Raw genomic sequence first — 18,225 nt, forward strand, 5'->3', positions numbered from 1 at the left:
CCGGTTATCCGATCAACGCCGGTGTTAATCGACGTAGGTAACCATCACCGTAATCGTTCCGTCGACGGTTCCGACCGTATCGCCGGTCAGCACAAGGTCATACCATTTGTGCGGATCTGCGGTTTCACCGAGATCTTCAAAGACCCGGTTTGCCGCCAGCTGGATACCGCGCTGCTCAAAGGCAACTTCGGTTCCCGCCGTACTCGCAGATGTGAGATTTACGCCTGTTGCATAAACATCGTCATCCGCAGCCGCACCGTCATCAATATCATACAGGCCCACGTCATAAGCCGTGCCGTCCGTGATTGCCGTGTTGAACAGACGGATGGAGGAAATCCGCCAGCCTGACCAGACCCGGGCAACGCGGTAGGCCGAGCCGTCTGAATCAGCGGCCAGCACCGATACGGTACCGACCATCTGGCGCAGGCGCCCTCCGGCAATATAGGAGCCGGTGAAAACCGCCGGCTTCGCATCCGCATTGGTCAGTGCGGTTGCCTTGGTATTTACAACTGCCATAAGTCAGTTCTCCTCTGGTTTACGCTTCGGCGCATTTGATTTCGACAACCTTGCCTTCTTCCATCCGCACTGCGCCGACATCCATCGCCGCATAGACCTGGGTGGAATAGGATTTGTCGGCCCGCTCGGTGACCTTCGCCGTCACACCCTTGCGTTTGGCCAGCAACATGCCGTTGCGGGACCAGACCGGAACACGGCGATAGCCGGAACCGTCGGTTTCAAGCCGTTCGATACCAATGAAGCTGAAGCCCATGAATTTCACCACTTCACCTTCGTCGAGCTTGTTGACCAGGGTGTAGTCACGGTTGACGATTTCATCATCGTTCAGCAGGTCTTCGAACTGCTCTGCCGTAATCGCACAATAGAGCTGTTCGTCCGGATCGACTTCGTTCTTGCGGAACAGTTTGCGTGCAGCTTTCAGCTTTGCCGCATTCAGTCCGACATCTCCGGAACCACCGTTACCGACGGTGACCGCGATGGACTGCCCGGCGGGGAATGTCGCCGAACCGTCGGCTTCCTCGCCGGTGGTTGCATCGGCGAAGAACGCCTTGATGATCTCGTCATCCATTGACCGGTTGAGCGCATACATGGCGTTCTGGGTATAGGCAGAGGTCGGGTCGCCAACCAGTTGCACCTTGTCGGCCTCGTCAATCAGGTCGGCCCATTCATAGTAGCTGGCAAAAACCCAGCGTCGGTCATGCGGTGTTTCAATCAGCGGGGTATCACCATGGCGGGTGGTGCGTTTCAGAGCGGCTGTCGGACCGATCCGGTCGAAAGCGCCTTTCTTGCCCTGCAGGGTTTCCATACGTACTGCCGGCACAAGGCGTGCCGGTTTCTGCTGCAGCAGGATGTCGATCGTGTTGCGGTATTGCACCGACCGACTGGTCGTCACTTGATTGGACATGAATGTCCTCCAAACAGTTTAAGTCTCATGAGGGAAGGTTCTGTTCGAAGGGTTTGCCCGCGGAAATCGCGGACCCGTCTCAGCCAGTAGCGCCGGCCTCAGGCGGCCCGTCTGTCCGGGCGGTCAACCGGGACCACAGAAGCGGTTTGTCCGGTAAAAAGGGATAAATGAAAAGGAACGGGCGATAATAAAGACAGGCAGTCCCCTGCCTGCAATTATCCCTCACCCTGAGCCCGTTTCAGAATGAGGGAAACAACAGGATCTCCGACAACGGGTTAGCGGCTACCGGTTCAGGTCTTCGAGGATTTCCCGGATAATCACCCGAACCAGCGGCATCGCCTGTTAACCGGGTTATGGAGGGGGCAGAGGCGAATTTACTCGCCGTCGAAGGCGCGGGCATGAAGGTCAGACCAGCGACGGACCGCATCCGCATGGCCGGGCTTGTCGCGGTCGGTCAGGCGGTTCAGAAAATCCGTATCCGCCGACAGACGCTCGATTTCTGCCCGTGCGCCCAGCTTTCCGGCCACCTTGTCACCGCCATCCCCGATCATGCCGTCTTCGGCAATCAGTTCACCGGCGCGGGCGAAGGCCCGCATCAGCCGCGGGTCACCCTTCAGACCCATTGCCTTCAGGGCATCTTTCAATGGCGCACCACCAAACGCATCGATGGCGCGGCCGGCCAGCTCGGCGTTTCGTTTATAGGCCCCGCCCCATTCCGTCTTCAGTTCGGATTCTGCGGCTGTGCGGCGCCGTTCCTGATCTGACTTGTAGGATCTGGTCCACTGGCCGATATGGCCGACATAGGCATCGTGCAGCTTTTGTGCCTGACGGGCATTCAGACCCGCATCATGCGCCCAGCCGCGCATCAGATCGGCCATCTCGGATGAATAGGCGAAATCTTCCGGCAATCCTTCCGGCATGGAAAATTCATAACCGGCCGGTGATTCCGGTTGTCCCGCTGCGCGATAGAAACCGTTCCAGGCCGCCTCGTCCGCGTCCGGAGCCGGCACCTGAATACCAGCCCGCTCACCGAGCTTGCGTTCCAGGTGGCGATAGCTTTCCACCATTGCACCGGCATCCCGCCAGCCCTTCGCAGAGACGAAAGCCTGAACCGGCTCCTCCAGCCCGTCAGTCCAGCCTGCTGCCGTTACCGTGGCCTGATCGGTCGAAGACCCGGTGGTTTCGGAAACGGGTTCTGTTGCTGACGGATCAGTCACGATCATATCTTCTGCCATGTCATTCTCCTTGATTCAGATAAAAAAAAGACCGCCGTAAGGCGGTCCGGAGGATAATTGTCCGTTGTTGCTTGCAGAGCATGACCCTGAAACAGGTTCAGGGTTAGGGGAGAGCCGGGGACTGAGCGATGAAGCTCTCTTCCCCGCTAAAGGCGGTCAGGCATCCGAAGGCAGGGCGTTACCGGTACATGCTTTCATGATATTCCGGCGGGGCCGGGCGTTCATCGGCGGGAATGTTGAAATGATCACAGATCTTTTCCTGATCCCGGGGAACGATAACCGTAACATCCCGTTTCGATAATTTGCCATCGCCCTCGACAAGTTCAAAAGGCATCTCCCAATCCACTATGGAATAAAACCACTGGGTTCCCTTACCGGTCGTACAGCTGCGATATCGATTCATTGCTATCGCATACTGAAATTCGAGTTTCTTCTCGCCACCAACGATGTCAAAAAACCTGTCCATGATCTCGGAGGTGCAGGCAAAAAAGAAATAGTCCTCACACGAGGTTGCGATTACCCAGCTCTCGGTTTCATCAAACAGCAAAGTAAAATCACCATTCCGGAAGTCTTCATCGAGCGCGGCAAAGGTATCCCAGGCAACAAAGGGATCCCCCTCAATCAGTGCCAGAAATTCGCCAAAGGAATCCGTCAGAATGCAGACCGTGCTGTCAGGTCCCACATCGGCCGCCCTGAACAGGGCACTGATCCAGGTCGGGTTTTCCGGGTCAACCACGTCATCTCTCTTTTGTCCTTCAACAGGAGGAAAGGCATCCATATCTTCCAGAATACCGACATCAGTACAGTCAAAAGCAAAGCTGAAGCCGACCTTTTTCCATCCCGGCTGTAGGAAAGAAATATCCTTCTCGGGATGTTCTTTCTGATTTACCAGTCGTCCGGCACGCTCAACCCACGGTGCCATCTCCACCGGATCATCCGTCCGTAAATAGCTATGATAATCCAGATGCTTTACTTCCATCACTCACTCTCCATACCTGATTTTCATGCGCGGAAAGTTACCTGACCTGACTTGCCACCGCTGCGGTGATCACCCGCTAAATGCCTTCAGGCATCCGAAGGCAGGGCGTTACCGGTACATGCTTTCATGATATTCCGGCGGGGCCGGGCGTTCATCGGTGGGAATGTTGAAATGATCACAGATCTTTTCCTGATCCCGGGGAACGATAACCGTAACATCCCGTTTCGATAATTTGCCGTCGCCCTCGACAAGTTCAAAAGGCATCTCCCAGTCCACTACGGAATAAAGCCACCGGGTGACTTTACCGGCCGTACAGCTGCGATATCGATTCATTGCTATCGCATACTGAAATTCGAGTTTCTTCTCGCCACCAACGATGTCAAAAAACCTGTCCATGATCTCCGGGCTGCAGGCAAAGAAGAAATTCTCATCAGACGACGTTGCGATTACCCAGCTCTCGGTTTCATCAAACAGCAAAGTAAAGTCGCCATGCCGAAAATCTTCGTCCATTGAGGCATAGACATCCCGGGCAAGAAAGGGGTCGCCCTGAACAGGGCACTCATCCAGGTTGGGTTTTCCGGGTTGATGGCCTGATTTCTCAATTGCCCTTTAACAGCCGGATACGCATACATATCTTCAAGAATACCGACATCAGTACACGCAAACCAAAATTTGAAGCCGATCTTTTTCCATCCCGGCTGTAAGAAAGAAATATCCAGATCGGGATTTTCCTTTTGATTTACCAGACGAGCAGCACGCTCAACCCATGGTGCCATTTCATCCGGATCATTCGTCCATAAATAACTTTGGTCATCGTCATATTTAATCTGCATCACTCACTCTCCATACCTGATTTTCATGCTCCGAAAGTTACCTGACCTGACTTGCCACTGCTGCGGTGACCACCGGCTAAATACCTTCAGGTATCCGAATGCAGCGCGTACCGGTACATGCTTTCATGATATTCCGGCGGGGCCGGGCGTTCATCAGCGGGAATGTTGAAATGATCACAGATCTTTTCCTGGTCCCGCGGCACAACTACCGTGAGATCCCGTTTTGCTAGGTACCCGTCCCCTTCAACCAGCTCGAAAGGCATCTCCCAGTCGACCATAGAATAAAGCCACCGGGTTCCCCCGCCCGGGATTTCCTGACGATACAGATTCCTGAGAATAGCGTACTGATATTCAAGTTTTTTTTCTCCGCCAACCAGATCAAAAAATCTGTCCATAATCTCCGGGGCGCAGGCAAAGAAGAAAAAATCTTCACTCGAGGTTGCGATTACCCAGCTCTCGGTTTCATCAAACAGCAAAGTAAAATTGCCATTCCGAAAGTCCTCGTCGAGCGCGGCAAAGGTATCCCAGGCAACAAAGGGATCCCCCTCAATCAGCGCCAGAAATATGCCAAAGGAATCCGTCAGAATGCAGACCGTGCTGTCAGGCCCCACATCGGCCGCCCTGAACAGAGTACTGATCCAGGTCGGGTTTTCCGGGTTAACCACGTCATCTCGCTTCTGTCCTTTAACAGAAGGATAGGCATCCATATCTTCCAGAATGCCGACATCAGTACGGTCAAAAGCAAAGCAGAAGCCGATTTTTTTCCATCCCGGCTGTATGAAAAAAGCATCCTTCTCGGGATATCCTTTCTGATTTACCAGTCGTCCGGCACGCTCAACCCACGGTGCCATCTCCACCGGATCATCCGTCCGTAAATAGCTATGATAATCCAGATGCTTTACTTCCATCACTCACTCTCCATACCTGATTTTCATGCGCGGAAAGTTACCTGACCTGACTTGCCACCGCTGCGGTGATCACCCGCTAAATGCCTTCAGGCATCCGAAGGCAGGGCGTTACCGGTACATGCTTTCATGATATTCCGGCGGGGCCGGGCGTTCATCGGCGGGAATGTTGAAATGATCACAGATCTTTTCCTGATCCCGGGGAACGATAACCGTAACATCCCGTTTCGATAATTTGCCGTCGCCTTCGACAAGTTCAAAAGGCATCTCCCAGTCCACTACGGAATAAAGCCACCGGGTGACTTTACCGGCCGTACAGCTGCGAAATCGATTCATTGCTATCGCATACTGAAATTCGAGTTTCTTCTCGCCACCAACGATGTCAAAAAACCTGTCCATGATCTCCGGGCTGCAGGCAAAGAAGAAATTCTCATCAGACGAGGTTGCGATTACCCAACTTTCGGTTTCATCAAACAACAAAGTAAAGTCGCCATGCCGAAAATCTTCGTCCATTGAGGCATAGACATCCCGGGCAAGAAAGGGGTCGCCCTGAACCAGCGCCAGAAATATCCCAAAGGAGTCCGTCAGAATGCAAACCGTGCTGTCCGGCCCAACATCTGCCGCCCTGAACAGGGCACTCATCCAGGTCGGGTTATCCGGGTTGATGGCCTGGCTTATCAATTGCCCTTTAACAGTCGGATACGCATACATATCTTCGAGAATACCGACATTAGTGCGCGCAAACCAAAATTTGAAGCCGATCTTTTTCCATCCCGGCTGTAAGAAAGAAATATCCAGATCAGGATATTCCTTTTGATTTACCAGACGAGCAGCACGCTCAACCCATGGTGCCATTTCATCCGGATCATTCGTCCATAAATAACTTTGGTCATCGTCATATTTAATCTGCATCGCTCACTCTCCATACCTGATTTTCATGCGCGGAAAGTTACCTGACCTGACTTGCCACCGCTGCGGTGACCACCGGCAAAATGCCTTCAGGCACCCGAAGGCAGGGCGTTACCGGTACATGCTTTCATGATATTCCGGCGGGGCCGGGCGTTCATCGGCGGGAATGTTGAAATGATCACAGATCTTTTCCTGATCCCGGGGAACGATAACCGTAACATCCCGTTTCGATAATTTGCCGTCGCCTTCGACAAGTTCAAAAGGCATCTCCCAGTCCACTATGGAATAAAGCCACCGGGTGGCTTTACCGGTCGTACGGCTGCGATATCGATTCATTGCTATCGCATACTGAAATTCGAGTTTCTTCTCGCCACCAACGATGTCAAAAAACCTGTCCATGATCTCGGTGGTGCAGGCGAATAAGAAAAAATCTTCACACGAGGTTGCGATTACCCAACTTTCGGTTTCATCAAACAGCAAAGTAAAGTCGCCATGCCGAAAATCTTCGTCCATTGAGGCATAGACATCCCGGGCAAGAAAGGGGTCGCCCTGAACCAGCGCCAGAAATATCCCAAAGGAGTCCGTCAGAATGCAAACCGTGCTGTCCGGTCCAACATCTGCCGCGCTGAACAGGGCGCTCATCCAGGTCGGGTTTTCCGGGTTGATGGCCTGATTTCTCAATTGCCCTTTAACAGCCGGATACGCATACATATCTTCAAGAATACCGACATCAGTACACGCAAACCAAAATTTGAAGCCGATCTTTTTCCATCCTGGCTGTAAGAAAGAAATATCCAGATCGGGATCTTCCTTTTGATTTACCAGACGAGCAGCACGCTCAACCCATGGTGCCATTTCATCCGGATCATTCGTCCATAAATAACTTTGGTCATCGTCATATTTAATCTGCATCACTCACTCTCCATACCTGATTTTCATCCTTGGTTCTCGGGCACCTTTTGCAATGCGCTCACCATTCAGGGATTTCGGAAATTTCACATGAAGTTCAACCGTTTTACCTTGCGAGCTACGTCTTCTCCACATGATCTCTGTTCCATCAGGTGCCCGGAATTTCTTCATCTCACGGATATCCTTCCCGGTAACGGGTTTAACATCAGCTTCCGACAGGCCATAGGCCTCACGCAACCGGTGAAAGTCCTCCAGGGATTTTCTTTCGCCGCCGCTTTTCACGACATGGACAAAGGTGTCTCCGCCCTCGTCTGTATCAACCATCTGGTCGTCAAGAATATCAACCAGTGCATCTGCCAGTTCTTCGCCCGGAAGTTCCCCCAGAAAATTCCGCAGCTGATCTTTTGACCGTTCATTGCTGAAATCACGGAGAGAATATTTCCTTCCGCTTTTTGTGACGATTTCGACGCTTGAATAATAAGGAACCTCATCAAGCAGTGGCGGCGGAAAGGGGGACGGTTCTGCCGGGACAACCGGGCCGCCGCCGGGCAGCACCGGTGTTTCCTGCCGGTCGGGGACAGGGGTAACAGAAGGACCGGCATCGACAGCACCACCCGCCGGAAACGGGGGAATCTGGGCCGGCGGTCTGGCCGGGGCCATACGCCCCGCAGACTGATTTTCCCCCGGCGCCTCACCACCCGGCGATTTCTGTGTCTCATGGGTGAGAATACCCCCCAGTGTGAGCGCACCCAGCAAAGCTTCCCATCCTGCCACCGCCCCCAGCGGCAGGGCAGCCATCTGCACCTCACCTGGCCGGGGGGTAGTGTCTCCGGGGTTTGCAGGCCCTGGCATCACAGACCAGTCATCATCCGCAGCGGTCATCAGCGGCGATGAATCGATCTTCGCCATCCGGTCCATCTGTTCGACCGGGTTCATCCGCTCAGTTTCAGCTTTCCGGGAGAGGCGTTCGACGACGAGTTCACCGAGCGCCCGGCGGCGACGGCTGTCCGGGAAATCACCGCTGTAGTCTGCAAAAACCTGACGCTGTCCGTCCGCGTCATCGGCGGCTTCCCACTGATTGAGAAAATCCTGCGCCCATGACCGGTCTTCTTCCGGCAGACGCATCGGTTGAGGGGCAGGCATGCGGGCACGCTCTGCAGGGCCCTGTGCATAGCTCATGGCAGTTTTCCTTATTCAGACAGGTTATGGAGGGGGGAGAGCGGTTTTCGGCGGGGCGGTGTTTTCTGACCAATGCCAGTTGAGAACGATCCTGAAACAAGTTCAGGATGAGGGGGGAGTAAGACGTGAAGCCGGGGGCTGATGGATCGGAATAAAATGAACCTCTTCATCCTGAAACGGGTTCAGGATGAGGGGGAGTAAGACGTGAAGCCGGGGGCTGAGGGATCAGAGTAAAATGAACCTCTTCATCCTGAAACGGGTTCAGGATGAAGGGGAGTAAGACGTGAAGCCGGGGGCTGAGGGATCAGAGTAAAATGAACCTCTTCATCCTGAAACGGGTTCAGGATGAAGGGGAGTAAGACGTGAAGCCGGGGGCTGAGGGATTGGAGTAAAATGCCCCCCTCATCCTGAACTTGTTTCAGGATCGCGTGGACCTACCCGCCGTTCTCATCCTCTCCATCGTCAATCAGACGGGAGAGGCGGCGGTCGTCCATTTCGGCCAGTGACTTGATACGCAGGAAAACCCGGCGCTTGCCTTCCTCATAGGCCATCGCCGGGGCGTCGCCGGGCGGAATGGCAACATTCCAATTGCAGAAGGCAGCGAGGTCAGCCAGCACCCGCTCTCCGGAGGGCCCCCGGAAGCAGTCGCGATAGGAATCCCGGCGGCGGATAAACAGGCGGCGGAGGCGCTCACTGATATCAGACATCACCGGCATCCTTCAGCGCCTGAACAGCAGGTGCGGCCTTGCCCGCCGCATCGGCCATACCCATCAGCGCCTGCATCTGGCCGGCCTGTGCGGCTTCGGCCTGCTGACTTTTGCGGCTCGCGGCCACATCCTTCAGCGGACGCAGGAATTTCAACGGCATACCGTTGATTTCGGCCAGCCCCCGCACCGTGGCATCGGCGTCCAGATTGTCGAAAACCTCCGGCTTGGCCGGGGCTACAGCCTGCAACGCTTCCAGCGTGCGCAGCGTGCCGACCCCTTCCTCAGCCCGCTGCATCCGAGCCAGTGGCGAGGTATAGTCGATCTCCAGTTCCTCACCGGCGATATGCGGCGGCGGCTCCGGCAGCAAACCTTTCCGCCCGAGAATTGCCACCTCCCGTTCGATCAGCGGCCCCAGCAGTTCCGATTGTTGTCGCCCGACCGCCGGACCCAGCAGCTGGGCTTTCTCCTGTGCCCGTTCCAGCACCTCGGTTGCCGTCATCGCCGGGCTGTCGACAAGGATCTGGAACAGGGTTACCCAGAAGCCTTCATTGATCGCCTGACGGCGGCGCTCCATCATATCCAGTCCGATATCCGGACGGCCACCGCCGCCGATCGGGCGGATCATCTCCTGCCCCTGCGCATTCACCCCGCCGGGGTTGAGCGCACCGGGGTTCAGGTTCGGGCGGCCCATCACCCCGTCCGTATAAATGCCGAGCGGCGGGTCGACCATCTTCTGGGCTGCGCGCAAGGTCGTCTTCGCCATCTCGTTCAGCATCTTGATATCGGGAAGCGCAAACATGGCCGGCCCGCGACCATAGGTCTCCCGAGGGGTCGTGGCGAAACGGGAGACATGATAGGGCATCTCGTAATAGCCGCCGCTATGCACGATATGACGGCTCTCGATTTCCACATACCAGCTGTCGAAGGCCCTGCGACCTTCCTTTGCAGCCGGCTGCACCGCATGCAGAAAAGCGAATTGCTGGTCTGCATCACTGTCTTTCTCCAGCGCACGGGACAGTTTCGGCGACAGCTTTTGCTCACCCCATTTCTGCGCCGCCTGCCGGGCCGACAGTTCAAACCGGCGATAGACCGTATCCACCCGGCCCGTGAAATCGGTCTCCAGAAAACATTCACCGATATGCAGGGCACGGTAATGGATCGGCGCCCGGTCGAACCCCTCTTCCGTATAGATCACCTGGGTGCCGAAAGCACCGAGGCTGACATAGGCCTCATGCAGGTTCGAGGCAAAGGCCGCGAACGGACCATACCGAACCCGGAACAGCAAATCGGTTACCTGCTCCAGCCAGCGCTTTGCCGTGTCGTCCTCCTCCAGCGCCGAGCTGGCAAAGCGCAGGCTGTGCCAGCGTGAGGAACGCGGTGTCAGCATGCTTTCCATCGCCGAGGCAAACCGGTCGAGCGCCAGGGCGGCTGTGGAATCGAATATCTTGTCCGTGCGCTTGTCGCCTGCGGTATTCCGGGTATTGAAATCCGCCTGACGGGGCAATACCCGCTCGGCGATCTCCTGCCAGTGGTCGTCCCAGACCGACCGCTCTGCGGCCAGCCGGTCAAGGCGCTGAATCAGATCATCGGCCTGTGACATATGTGGTTTGCTCCTTGGGCTATATATGAAAAAAGCCGCCCCGAAGGACGGCCTGATGAAGCGGTGTGATCGCTGGAAACGAGAAGTAAACTCAGCCCCGGCCTGGTGTCGACAGGGCAAAACGTGACCGGGTATGGCTATTCCTGTGACAGGAATTCCGGTGGTACCGCAGCGGTCAGCCACACGCCGTTGTCGGAAAGAAAGAAATCATGCCCGACAGCCTGCATGGCGGCGGCATCAATTTTCAGAATGACCGGTTTGCCCCTGCGGGCACCGACGGCCCGGGCGGTTTCCGTATCAGCCGACAGATGCAAATGCTGCCGGCCGCCCGGTTTCAGCCCTTCCGCCAGTATCGGCCGCAAGAACCGATCTACCGTACCATGCCAGAGAACCGGCGGTGCGGCGACAGCGGTGAATTTCAGATCGACCTTCAGGCTGTGGCCCTGCCGGGCGCGGATTTTCGTTCCCGTTTCATCAAAGCCGTAACGCTGCTTGTCATTATTGGCAACCACCCGATCCAGCCGAGCGCGGTTGATCACCTTGCCATCACGGGCCATCGCCGCCAGCAGCTCCTCGACATTCGCCCAGCCTTCCTCATCCAGGGTCAGGCCGATCTTCTGCGGTTTATGCCGCAATACCAGCGACAGGAATTTCGACAGACGCACATCATCCATGTGGCGTATCCTTGTTCAGTTGTTATCTACCGGGTTATGGCGGAGACAGAGCGGTTTTTGCAAGAACCGGTGAAGGCCTTTGCAGATTTTCAGCAAGACAGTACAGGATCAATACCCCTGACCTGACAGCATCCACCCGGACCCGCCGGAAGCCGTTTCGGGATAAAGGAAAGGATACTGAAGGAAATACCGGGGTCAGTACCCCCAGCCGTCGAGCCGGGTGATCAGTTCTTCCGTGTATCCGGTGATCTTTGAGAGAGCATCTTCCATGCCCTTGTAATCGCCCGGGCCGTCGGTTCTCAAATACTCAAGCGCCTCGCCGGCTGCGCGCTTCAGTTCAATGACATCCTCGCGGGGGTATTCATCCAGATATAACACGAGGCAAAGACTTTTATTCTGGTGAGCGGACAGATGTTCATATAGCATATTCATTTTCGGTATTTTTATATAATCTAGTATTTCATCAAAAATATATTCTGCATATGAAAGTCTACAGAACCACATATTTTCATAATCAGCATTATTAGATGGCAGAATATGCAATTCCATTGCCATGACATTCTCCTTATTTAAGAATAAAGACCTTTGATAAGTCTATATTTCCATGCTGTGAGAGAAGGTTATTAAAGCGATCCAGATCCTTGCCGCTCCAGTTTTCTGCATCAATAGCAAAAACTATATCCGGTTTTCCTACGGCACTCTTACTGATGCGAGATACGGCATACTCGGGCGTCCAAACTGATTTCTGCCCTTTCGGGGCTCCCTTCAGATCATATTTCATGCCTGTAGAAGGATCATAGAGATCATATCCCGCGTCTTTTGATCTTTCGAGCTTCGCACCGAGCTGTCTTTCAAGCCTTTTCGCCTGTCGGGCCTCATGTGCCCGAAAGCCCTTGATTGCAGGATCATAGGCAATATCAGCCAGCTCCCCGAGCTGTTCCCGTGTCGGATTGGCATCATAGAGTTCATCGGCATAGGCGCGGAGTTCATCAATACTCTCTGCATGTTTCTTCAACTTCCGCCGGTCTTTCGGTTTGGCGGGGTCAAACCGGGCAGAACCAGGAGACAGTTCATACAGACGGTCCCGGAGGTCCGGGTCACTTCCGCCAACCGGATCAGGGAGTTGATCTGTCTGATGGTCATTCCCCCGAGGCTCCGTTTCCCCGGTGGGTGACTGCTCATCCCGCCGCCCCGGATCATCCGGCTGTCCGGAAGGCCGGTTGCCCCTGACCGGGTTGCCGGCCCCGCCCGCCGTTGCCATGGCGAGGCCGGTGTCCGGGGTGATTGCATCGGCCTGCCGGCCAGGTTTCCGGGCGTTACGGGCGATGAAGCCGCCAAACAGCCTGACCAGTTTCGCGGCCTTGCCGACGAGGGGAACGGCCCCCGCACCATCCAGCAGGGCCAGGGCGGCATTGCCCGCCGCCTCGCCGAAATCGCCGCGTTCCCAGGCCGCTTTTGCCTGCAGGGCCGCTTCATAGGCCTGCAGGGCAGAGATACCTTCACCGAGGCCGGGGATCATGCCTGCGGCATCGATCAGCGCCTGTTTCTCATCCTCCGTCAGCCTGTCGAAATCCTTGTCGAGACCGGCCCCGGCCAGCAGTGCCTCAATGGCATCAACCGTCCGGAACCCGGCTTCACCGAGGACATCCCCGGTTTCCGGATCACGGATAACGGCCTTGCCGTCCTCATCCGAGATATCCAGCGGCCGGGATTGCGGCGGCAGCTTCGAGATTTCGTCAAGCTTTGCGCCGGTCTTCGCCTTACGGTCCGGGTCGCCATAGCGGTAGCTGCCGTCAAGGGCGTCATTACCGGCGCCGCCGTGAAGCCTGTCGCCTCCCGACGCAGCGGATTCAGCCCGGACAGCCCGCGGTGCCGGAGCCTCTGCCGGGCCGCTGCCTGCTGCGGGGCGGGCCGGTGAGTTACCGGCAACGCTCAGGGAATCTGCGACCTGCGCCAGCTTCTGGCGGCTGGCGGCGAGGATCGGGTCATCTGCCGCCGCCTCGTCCGGCAACAGCAGTTCCAGCGCCGCAGACAGATCAGCGTCGGCGGTAATGTCGCCCGCCACCGCGCTGCGGGCCGTCTCCAGCGCCTTGTCCGGGCGGGCCCCACCCCGGACCCAGGCCGCGGTCAGCAACAGGCCCGCCGTGGTTGCCGGCGGCAGGTCGTCAAGCGCCGCCGGGCTTTCGCCCAGCAGATCAGCGGTCAGTTCTGCCAGCGGGGCCAGCGCCGCCGCATCACCGGTGCGCCAGACCGTCAGTATCTGCCCCCGCAGCGGTTTCGGCAGATACCCGATACGCGGCACGATATCGCGGGCAACCGCCAGCGGGTCATCATCAAGACCGGGCAGCCGCTGTTCATCTTCGGAACGCAGGTCGGCGAAGATACCCTGTTCCGCCCCATCCGGCTGCAAGTCAGCCGGGGCCAGCTGTTCAAGGGTTTTCTTCCACCAGAGATCAACCTGACGGCGGTGAACTGTATTCGTCCGGTCGAACCCCGACGGGTCGCGCAACAGACCGGCCCCCTCCGCGGTCTCGCGCCATTCCAGGGTCCGCCGCTCCAGCGCCGTCGCCTGTTCACGGCGCAGCAGGGTCAGCCGTGCATCATCCAGCAGGCCCTCCTGCTCTGCCCGGTCCAGCAGACCGAACAGGGCCTCCGGGTCGGCAGAGCCGTCTTTCAGGCTGCTGCGGAATGACCGTTCGACTGCCAGACCACGGGCCTGCTTGATGGCGCGGGTACGGGCGAGGTCCTGACGCAGCGACCAGCCGAAGGCGGCGCGTTCATCCGCATCCCGGATCCGGGTCGAGGTCGCAGCCTTCTCAACTGCTGCATCCAGCTTCTCGCCCCCGCCGCCGGCCTCGCCAAAGGCCTCGACACCGGCACGCAGGGTCTGGCGGATCTCTGCCGCCTTGCTCCGCTGTCTGACGATTGCCGTGCGGCGGGCAAATTCGCGACGGGCCTCCTCCGGCAGGCTGTCAGCCAGCGCCTTGCCGGCCAGCGCCTGCTCCGCCCGCGCTGCATCGCCACGGGTCAGCGCGGAATCCAGATCGGCAGCAGCGGCCATGCCCCGGCTCCATTTGCCGAGACTGCCCAGCGCCTCATCCGGCAGGGCACCGCGCAGCAGCTCGATCCGGCTGAGCGCCTCGCCGGTCAGGCTGTCCGCATCCGCCCCGGCGCTGCGCCCGCCCCGGAACAGGCCAAGAAGGTTTTTCTGCAAGGCCTGCAGGGCCGTCCCCGGACCGGCAGCGGCATCGCCGTCGTGCCAGGCAGCCGTCGCGGAGCCCAGAACAGAATCCGCATTTTCACGGGCAAACTTTCGGGCGCCTTCACTGACATCTTCGGGAACCGAACCGAACAGTTGCTCGACAAGGCGACCGGCATCCGCATCGAACTGGCGGCTGACATCATTTGCCGGGGCGCGGGTGACCACCTGTTCGGCGACACCGGTCAGGCCGTCATTCAGCGCCACCTCGGTATCCAGCATCCAGACAGCATCACGCAGTCGGGACTGCCGGGCTGAATCGGCGGAAACTTCCGGCATGACAGCCACGCGCGGCGCAGCACTGTCCGGCCCGGAGACGGGGGGAACACGAAGCATCAGCTTCTCCTATGTTTCAGGAAAGGGTATGGGGACCGCAGACGCGGTCTCGTCAGCCCGCGAAATTTCGGGCGACAAAAATCGGAAAAAAACCGCCAGATGACAGGCCGGCGCAGGCTGTGGAATCAAAGATATTGTCCGTGCGCTTGTCGCCTGCGGTATTGCGGGTATTGGAATCCGCCTGACGGGGCAGCACCCGCTCGGCGATCTCCTGCCAGCGGTCGTCCCGAACCAACCGCTCTGCGGCCAGCCGGTCAGGGCGCTGAATCAGATCACCGGCCTGTGACTTATGTGGTTTGCCCTTGGGCTATATATGAAAAAAGGCGCACCGAAGGACGGCCTGACAGATGAGAAACGAATGAAAACAGGACAGCTTAGATCTGGTTTTTAAACGCGTTCAGAACCAGCGGGGAATTTGCTGTTGAGGATTCAGCCTGCCGGGCAGGTAATTCCCCCCTGAAACACAGTCGTGAAGATTTATCTCTGACACGTTATTTTTTGACAATCACGTAAAACAAAAGTCTCAACAAACAAAGTAACGGAAATATAAAACAGAAAAAAATCAGGGAAAAATATGTTACTGATAACAATATTCCCACCCACAGAGGGTTACAATAAACACCAGGTCCATAGGTGTTATGCAGCGGAATGAGACCGCCACCCTCCATCGGTATTACACAAATTTCATCTATTACTCCAACATACAACCAGAATATTAGAAACAATACACTCAAAATCAGACTTGTGCATCCGCTTATTGCAAACAACCAGCGGATTGAACCCACCTTCTCTCCGAATATTTTTTTGTACATGCTTGTTCCTTCAACTGCTGTAATCACAAATATAATTGATCTGTGGTTTCACGATGGTCATCCGATGATTTGTTCAGGACACAAAGCATCGACAATGCTTCCGTGATCCGGTCTCTCCGAAAAGTCAGCTGTCCATCTGCAGTTGCATGTAATTTTCATAATACATAATGCTCTGACATTACTTTCTCAGTCTAATTCTTGATAGTATGTAAACTAATACTCTCAATAAACAGAATAATGGAAATAAAATACATAAAAAAATCAACGAAAAATATGTTACGAATAACAATATTCCTACCCATCGGGGGTTACAATAAACACCAGGTCCGTAGGCGTTATGCAGCGGAATGAGACCGCCACCCTTCATCGGTATTACACAAATTTCATCTATTGCTCCAAGATGGAGCCGGAATATTAATAAAGACATACACAAAATCAGGCTTACGCACGCGCTTGTTGCAAATAACCAGCGAATTGAACCCACCTTCTCTCCGAATATTTTTTTGTACATGCCTGTTCCTTTGACTGCTGTAATCACAAATATAATCGGCCTGTGGCGTCATAATGGTTACCCGATGATTTATTCAGGGCACAAAGCACCGGCAGTGATACTTTTTTTACCCGGCAGACATTGACTATTCAGTCGCTGTCATCTGTCTGCTCCCATGCCCTGGACTCATAGACCTGCTGAACATAGGCACCCAGTTCAACGGTCTCCTCCTGACCAAGGTAATTCCATATGGACGCCACAGCTTCGGCCGTTGGATTCTCCAACCGGTCGGCTATTCGTTTGATCAGGATTGTTGAAGCCTCGATGTTCTGGGCCGGATCATAGAAATCAGCCTTCCCGCCAAGCAGCCCTCCCCATATTTCAGGGTTGATGTTCATTGGCATGATGCTGTCTGACAGTTTCCAACGATCTGCAAGGTCATTGAGGATGTACCAATGCCCCCTGGCGTTTTCCATAAACATGATGGCGCGGACAAGGTCAGCATCAACACCGTGTTTCTCAGACATTTCCCTGATCAGGTCATCATGCTTGATGACGGCATCGACACCGAGATGCTTTCGTTCCCAAAGCACTGTGTCCGCCTTGACGTCTTTGTTCGGCTGATACCTGAATATTGCCGGTGTATCATTCAGGATACTCTCTGTTCGTTCTTCCGGCATCGTCAATATCGGTAAGCCATCCTCATTCGAGATTTCGTCAAGCTTTGCCCCGGTCTTCGCCTTACGGTCCGGGTCGCCATAGCGGTAGCTGCCGTCAAGGGCGTCATTGCCGGCACCACCGTGAAGCCTGTCGCCTCCCGACGCAGCGGATTCAGCCCGGACAGCCCACGGTGCGGGAGCTTCTGCCGGGTCGCTCCCTGCTGCGGGGCTGGCCGGTAAGTTACCGGCAACGCCCAGGGAATCTGCGACCTGCGACAGCTTCTGGCGGCTGGCGGCGAGGATCGGGTCATCTGCCGCCGCCTCGTCCGGCAACAGCAGTTCCAGTGCCGTCGCCTGTTCACGGCGCAGCAGGGTCAGCCGTGCATCATCCAGCAGGCCCTCCTGCTCTGCCCGGTCCAGCAGACCGAACAGGGCCTCCGGGTCGGCAGAGCCGTCTTTCAGGCTGCTGCGGAATGACCGTTCGACTGCCAGACCACGGGCCTGCTTGATGGCGCGGGTACGGGCGAGGTCCTGACGCAGCGACCAGCCGAAGGCGGCGCGTTCATCCGCATCCCGGATCCGGGTCGAGGCCGCAGCCTTCTCAACTGCTGCATCCAGCTTCTCGCCCCCGCCGCCGGCCTCGCCAAAGGCCTCGACACCGGCACGCAGGGTCTGGCGGATCTCTGCCGCCTTGCTCCGCTGTCTGACGATTGCCGTGCGGCGGGCAAATTCGCGACGGGCCTCCTCCGGCAGGCTGTCAGCCAGCGCCTTGCCGGCCAGCGCCTGCTCCGCCCGCGCTGCATCGCCACGGGTCAGCGCGGAATCCAGATCGGCAGCAGCGGCCATGCCCCGGCTCCATTTGCCGAGACTGCCCAGCGCCTCATCCGGCAGGGCACCGCGCAGCAGCTCGATCCGGCTGAGCGCCTCGCCGGTCAGGCTGTCCGCATCCGCCCCGGCGCTGCGCCCGCCCCGGAACAGGCCAAGAAGGTTTTTCTGCAAGGCCTGCAGGGCCGTCCCCGGACCGGCAGCGGCATCGCCGTCGTGCCAGGCAGCCGTCGCAGAGCCCAGAACAGAATCCGCATTTTCACGGGCAAACTTTCGGGCGCCTTCACTGACATCTTCGGGAACCGAACCGAACAGTTGCTCGACAAGGCGACCGGCATCCGCATCGAACTGGCGGCTGACATCATTTGCCGGGGCGCGGGTGACCACCTGTTCGGCGACACCGGTCAGGCCGTCATTCAGCGCCACCTCGGTATCCAGCATCCAGACAGCATCACGCAGTCGGGACTGCCGGGCTGAATCGGCGGAAACTTCTG

The 18,225-nt window shown here is 56.7% G+C and carries 17 protein-coding genes; all 17 read right to left on the minus strand.

Annotation, left to right across the window (positions count from 1 at the left end; translation table 11 throughout):
* Window positions 1-24: 24 nt before the first annotated feature.
* Window positions 25-516 carry a hypothetical protein gene (locus tag GH722_00980; protein ID MRG70328.1) on the minus strand — a complete coding sequence of 164 codons (492 nt, stop codon included), beginning with the start codon at window positions 514-516 and terminating at the stop codon, window positions 25-27.
* 19 nt (window positions 517-535) lie between these two features.
* Window positions 536-1,420 (minus strand): hypothetical protein, encoded by an 885-nt coding sequence (locus GH722_00985; GenBank protein MRG70329.1) that lies wholly within the window; start codon window positions 1,418-1,420, stop codon window positions 536-538.
* Window positions 1,421-1,794: 374 nt separating this feature from the next.
* Window positions 1,795-2,655: a hypothetical protein gene (locus tag GH722_00990; GenBank protein MRG70330.1), complete on the minus strand. Its 861-nt coding sequence runs from the start codon at window positions 2,653-2,655 to the stop codon at window positions 1,795-1,797.
* A 178-nt stretch (window positions 2,656-2,833) separates the two neighbouring features.
* Window positions 2,834-3,634: a hypothetical protein gene (locus GH722_00995; GenBank protein ID MRG70331.1), complete on the minus strand. Its 801-nt coding sequence runs from the start codon at window positions 3,632-3,634 to the stop codon at window positions 2,834-2,836.
* A gap of 108 nt (window positions 3,635-3,742) precedes the next feature.
* The gene (locus GH722_01000; protein MRG70332.1) at window positions 3,743-4,030 is read right to left on the minus strand and encodes a hypothetical protein; all 288 of its coding nucleotides are present in this window, start codon (window positions 4,028-4,030) and stop codon (window positions 3,743-3,745) included.
* Between the two features lie 50 nt (window positions 4,031-4,080).
* Window positions 4,081-4,467, minus strand: coding sequence for a hypothetical protein (locus GH722_01005; protein ID MRG70333.1), 387 nt, complete (start codon window positions 4,465-4,467; stop codon window positions 4,081-4,083).
* Between the two features lie 86 nt (window positions 4,468-4,553).
* Window positions 4,554-5,375: a hypothetical protein gene (locus GH722_01010; GenBank protein ID MRG70334.1), complete on the minus strand. Its 822-nt coding sequence runs from the start codon at window positions 5,373-5,375 to the stop codon at window positions 4,554-4,556.
* A gap of 108 nt (window positions 5,376-5,483) precedes the next feature.
* On the minus strand, window positions 5,484-6,284 hold the full coding sequence (locus GH722_01015) for a hypothetical protein (protein MRG70335.1): 801 nt from the start codon (window positions 6,282-6,284) through the stop codon (window positions 5,484-5,486).
* Between the two features lie 108 nt (window positions 6,285-6,392).
* Window positions 6,393-7,193, minus strand: coding sequence for a hypothetical protein (locus GH722_01020; protein MRG70336.1), 801 nt, complete (start codon window positions 7,191-7,193; stop codon window positions 6,393-6,395).
* A 3-nt stretch (window positions 7,194-7,196) separates the two neighbouring features.
* Complete coding sequence (locus tag GH722_01025; GenBank protein ID MRG70337.1) at window positions 7,197-8,369, minus strand: hypothetical protein; 1,173 nt, start codon at window positions 8,367-8,369, stop codon at window positions 7,197-7,199.
* A gap of 434 nt (window positions 8,370-8,803) precedes the next feature.
* Complete coding sequence (locus GH722_01030; protein ID MRG70338.1) at window positions 8,804-9,076, minus strand: hypothetical protein; 273 nt, start codon at window positions 9,074-9,076, stop codon at window positions 8,804-8,806.
* Window positions 9,069-10,676, minus strand: a complete 1,608-nt coding sequence (locus tag GH722_01035; protein ID MRG70339.1) for a phage head-tail adapter protein — start codon at window positions 10,674-10,676, stop codon at window positions 9,069-9,071. Before GH722_01035 ends, GH722_01030 begins: the two co-directional genes overlap by 8 nt.
* 137 nt (window positions 10,677-10,813) lie before the next feature.
* Window positions 10,814-11,350 carry an RNA 2'-phosphotransferase gene (locus tag GH722_01040; GenBank protein ID MRG70340.1) on the minus strand — a complete coding sequence of 179 codons (537 nt, stop codon included), beginning with the start codon at window positions 11,348-11,350 and terminating at the stop codon, window positions 10,814-10,816.
* 195 nt (window positions 11,351-11,545) lie between these two features.
* Window positions 11,546-11,905 (minus strand): hypothetical protein, encoded by a 360-nt coding sequence (locus tag GH722_01045; protein ID MRG70341.1) that lies wholly within the window; start codon window positions 11,903-11,905, stop codon window positions 11,546-11,548.
* A 10-nt stretch (window positions 11,906-11,915) separates the two neighbouring features.
* Window positions 11,916-14,945, minus strand: a complete 3,030-nt coding sequence (locus tag GH722_01050; GenBank protein MRG70342.1) for a hypothetical protein — start codon at window positions 14,943-14,945, stop codon at window positions 11,916-11,918.
* 52 nt (window positions 14,946-14,997) lie between these two features.
* Complete coding sequence (locus tag GH722_01055) at window positions 14,998-15,216, minus strand: hypothetical protein (protein MRG70343.1); 219 nt, start codon at window positions 15,214-15,216, stop codon at window positions 14,998-15,000.
* Between the two features lie 1,180 nt (window positions 15,217-16,396).
* The gene (locus tag GH722_01060; GenBank protein MRG70344.1) at window positions 16,397-18,172 is read right to left on the minus strand and encodes a hypothetical protein; all 1,776 of its coding nucleotides are present in this window, start codon (window positions 18,170-18,172) and stop codon (window positions 16,397-16,399) included.
* Window positions 18,173-18,225 lie beyond the last annotated feature (53 nt).

This window comes from Alphaproteobacteria bacterium HT1-32, from assembly GCA_009649675.1.
Classification (GTDB): Bacteria; Pseudomonadota; Alphaproteobacteria; order Rhodospirillales; family HT1-32; genus HT1-32.